Source organism: Allosphingosinicella sp. (genome assembly GCF_036387215.1).
Classification (GTDB): Bacteria; Pseudomonadota; Alphaproteobacteria; order Sphingomonadales; family Sphingomonadaceae; genus Allosphingosinicella.
On the sequence record NZ_DASVUE010000374.1, the window covers coordinates 1 to 2,668 of the forward strand.

At 68.8% G+C, this 2,668-nt stretch carries 2 protein-coding genes and 1 pseudogene; all 3 read right to left on the reverse strand.

Going from position 1 to position 2,668, the window contains the following annotated elements; genetic code table 11:
- Nucleotides 1–602, reverse strand: a pseudogene (locus VF662_RS14650) (hypothetical protein); the annotation flags it as partial.
- Nucleotides 599–2,059 (reverse strand): pyridoxal phosphate-dependent decarboxylase family protein, encoded by a 1,461-nt coding sequence (locus VF662_RS14655; protein WP_464142570.1) that lies wholly within the window; start codon nt 2,057–2,059, stop codon nt 599–601. The gene VF662_RS14655 and the pseudogene VF662_RS14650, both read right to left, overlap by 4 nt.
- The coding region (gene hemB / locus VF662_RS14660; protein ID WP_464142572.1) for a porphobilinogen synthase at nt 2,059–2,668 on the reverse strand (610 nt) is incomplete at its 5' end. The genes VF662_RS14655 and hemB, both read right to left, overlap by 1 nt.

Below are 2,668 nucleotides of genomic sequence, written 5' to 3' on the forward strand. Positions count from 1 at the left end.
AGCGCACAGGCCGCGACGAGGAGCACCAGCAAGGCATAGCCCCCCGTCCAGAGGACGCTTTGCTGGTGAAGCGTCAGCAAAGGCTCGACGATCAGCGGGTAGGAGATGAGGCCGGCGAAGCTGCCGAGGTTCGAGGCCGCGTAGAGCGGATAGGGTTCGCCGCGCGCGGGATCGAGCGCGTACCAGCGCTGCATCAGCGGCGCCTGCGCGGAGATGATGAAGAAGAGCGGCCCGATCGAGCTGATCAGGAACCACGGCACCCACAGGATGGGCGAGGCGTCGACCGGCGGCGCAGCGGCGCGAAGGCCGATCGGCAGCCAGAAAGCCGCGAGCGCGAAGAAGACGAGGTGAAGCCCCGCCTGCCGCCGCGGGCGAAGGCGGGCAAGCCAGTGCGCGTATGCGTAGCCGCCGAGCAGCAGCGCCTGATAGACGAGCATCGCGCTGTTCCAGACGGTGGGAGCACCGCCGAGCCGCGGCAGCGCCATCCGCCCGATCATCGGCTGCGTCAGGAACAGCAGGAACGAGCCGGTGACGATGGTCGCGACGAACAGCGGCCGGGCAAAGCCCGCGAGCACCGGCTGTGCGGCCGTTTCGTCCCTCACGCGTCCGCCGTTTCGTGCTGCGCGGTGAGTGCAGCCACGCCTCGCTCAAGCGCGGCCAGCGCCTCATCGACATGCTCGAGGTGCGTCCGGAACGACAGGATCGCGCAGCGCAGGTAGAAGCGGCCGTCTATGCGGGTGCCGCTCAGCATCACCCTCCCCTCCTGCTGCACATGGGCGATCAGCCGCTCGTTGAAGGCATCGACGTCGCCGGAGGCCGGCAGGTAGCGGAAGGCGACGACTGAGAGGTCCGGTGCCTCGCCTGCCTCAAAGCCTTGAAGCTGCGAGAGCCGCGCATGGAAATAGCGCGCGAGCCGGAGCTTCTCCTTCTGCGCGGCTCGAAATGCGGCGACGCCGGCGATCTGAAGTGGAAGCCACAGCCGGAGCGCCCGGAAGTGGCGTGTGAGCTCGGGCGACAAGTCGGCGGGCGACGGCCCCACTTCGGATTCGCCGAGCGGCTTGAGATAGTCCGCGCTGGCGCTGAAGGCATCGAGGAGGTGCCGCCCCTCGCGAGTCAGCACCGCGCCGGTGCCGTAGGGCAGGAACAGGGTCTTGTGCGGATCGAGGACGACGCTGTCGGCGCGGTCGATGCCGTTGAGGATCGCGCGGCCTTCCTCGCACAGCGCGAACAGCCCGCCATAGGCGCCGTCGACGTGCAGCCACGCGCCGTAGCGGGCGCAGACCTCGGCAATCTCGGCAAGCGGATCCACCGCTCCAGTATCCACCGTCCCCGCGGATGCGATAACCAGCCACGGCCTTATGCCCGCTCCCCGGTCCCGCTCCAGCGCTTCGGCAAGCGCCTCCGGCGACATCCGATAGCGGGCGTTGGTCCCGACCGTACGCCGCGGCGCCCTCCCGCGGCCGGCGATGTGAAGCGCCTTGTCGATGCAATGATGGGCAAAGCGGGTCATGTAGACGGCCCCGCCGCCGTCCGGGTCCCGCGCCTCGCGGGCAGCGACGATGGCGGCGAGCGTCGCCAGGCTGCCGCCGGATGTCAGAGTGCCCGCTGCGCCCTCAGGGTAGCCGATCACCTCGGCAAGCCAGGCGGTGGTCGCATTCTCGAGCCGAACGGCTCCGGGGCTTGCCGAGGCGAAGCCGGAATATTTGTTGGACGCGGCCGCGATCATGTCGCCGAGCGCCGAATGGAACAGGCCGCCACCGGGAATGTACGCCATGAAGCGGGGCGAAGTGGTGGCGAAGCCGGGCCGCTCCACGCATTGCCCGACATAATCGAGGATATCTGCCGGGTCGCGCCCCTCTTCGCCGAATTCCGGCTCCAGCCGACGCGCGAACACGTCGGACCAGGGGCTGTTGGACGCCGCCTCGGGCACTGCGTCCAGATAGGCGAGCGCATGATCCATCGCGAGCCCGCCCAGGCGCGTCCGCTCCCCGGCGTCCGGCTCCAGCGGCGCCATCGCGGCGCGAAGGCTTTCCAGCTCCAGCCGAAGCGCGTCCAGCATCAGCGCGACAGCAGCCGCGCAGCGTGGGCCGCATAGTAGGTCAGCACCCCGGAGCAGCCTGCGCGTTTGAACGCCATCAACGTCTCGAGCACCAAGGCGTCGCGATCGCCCGCGCCCGCGGCTGCGGCGGCCTCGATCATCGCATATTCGCCGGACACCTGGTAGGCGAAGAGCGGGACGTCGAACCGCTCCTTCACCCGCCGGACGATGTCGAGATAGGGCAGGCCCGGCTTCACCATCACGAAATCGGCACCCTCGGCGATATCGAGCGCGACTTCGCGAAGCGCCTCGTCACTGTTGGCGGGATCCATCTGGTAGCTCTTCTTGTCGCCCTTCAGCAGCCCGCGCGATCCGACGGCGTCGCGAAACGGACCGTAGAAGGCGCTCGCATATTTGGCGGCATAGGCCATGATCGCGACGTTCGGGTGCCCTTCCCGCTCAAGCGCCAGGCGTATGCGCCCCACCCGCCCGTCCATCATGTCCGAAGGCGCGACGATGTCCGCGCCGGCCCTCGCCTGCACCAGCGCCTGCTCGACCAGAATCGCGCTGGTCTCGTCGTTCAGCACATATCCGGCCGCATCCGTAACCCCGTCATGGCCGTGCGAGGTA

Bases quoted from the DNA above. Each gene is read 5' to 3' on its own strand.
- VF662_RS14655 (WP_464142570.1), bottom strand. From the start codon at position 2,059: ATGCTGGACGCGCTTCGGCTGGAGCTGGAAAGCCTTCGCGCCGCGATG.